This is a genomic window from Pedobacter rhizosphaerae, from assembly GCF_900111155.1.
Lineage (GTDB): Bacteria > Bacteroidota > Bacteroidia > Sphingobacteriales > Sphingobacteriaceae > Pedobacter > Pedobacter rhizosphaerae.
Window position 1 is genome coordinate 557 of the sequence record NZ_FOGG01000043.1, and the last position, 948, is coordinate 1,504.

Annotated in this window: 1 protein-coding gene; it reads right to left on the reverse strand. The window is 34.6% G+C overall.

The genetic code is table 11. From position 1 onward, the window contains the following. Positions 1 to 195 precede the first annotated feature (195 nt). Positions 196 to 723 carry a ferritin gene (locus tag BMX11_RS21505; RefSeq protein ID WP_090888722.1) on the reverse strand — a complete coding sequence of 176 codons (528 nt, stop codon included), beginning with the start codon at positions 721 to 723 and terminating at the stop codon, positions 196 to 198. Between the last annotated feature and the right edge of the window lie 225 nt (positions 724 to 948).

The following is a 948-nucleotide window of genomic DNA, read 5'->3' on the forward strand; positions in this document are numbered from 1 at the left end:
GTGTTATGTGTTGCGGGGCAGAATCCCTAATCCTGACAACGCGCTATAGAGAAAAAAAATGTTTTTCTTAGATGTCTAAGGTGGTTAAATCTGTTGCGGGGAACAATGCCTAACCCTCACGACGTTACACTAATAAAAAAAGCTACCCTAAAAAAAAATTAGGATAGCCTTAGTTAATGATATGTTTTGTTGTTTTTATTCTTCAGAATAAGTGATTTTGTTCACGTGCTTGTCAATTTCCCATCTTCCGGTACCTTCTTCACCAATCACCTCGAACAATTCCAGTGCTCTTCTTGCTTTATATTCTTCTTCACGTTGTTCTTTTAAGAACCAGTTTAAGAATTCCATAGTCACAAAATCCATTTCTTTGTGGCATCTTGCAGCGATGTTTTTAAAGCTTTGAGTGATGGCAATCTCAGCTTCCAATGCATCTTCGAAAACTTCTCTGAAACTTCCAAACTCAGTTTTGATATTGGTAACCTCTGGAGAAATGGCATTTCCACCCATATCCAGTACATACTTGAATAATTTCATTTGGTGAATTCTTTCTTCTTCAGATTGTTTAGTGAAATAGTCTGAAGAAAAGTCGAAACCATTTTGGTTACACCAAGATGCCATTGATAAATATAGTGATGAAGAGTGAGCCTCTTTTTTAATCTGTTGATTTAAAAGTGTTTCAATCTCTTGAGAGATCAAACATTTTATACGCATTAAATCTTTCATAATTCCTTTGCTTAAATGATATTACAAAGGTAACATCTAAATACGCATATTGTGTGATTTATTTACTATATGAAATTAGTCTAAATTGCTGTCCGGTAGGAGTTTATAATGAGTTTAAATAAGAACTAGTTGAGATGTAAGGTGGACCCAGATAATCGCCAGGCATTCCATTTTCCATTCCTCCATTTTACATAATTAAAGAAGGATGTAAGGTGGATTGATGTA

Excerpts from the sequence above, each read along its gene's own strand:
- BMX11_RS21505 (WP_090888722.1), bottom strand. The coding sequence starts at position 723 with ATGAAAGATTTAATGCGTATAAAATGTTTGATCTCTCAAGAGATTGAA.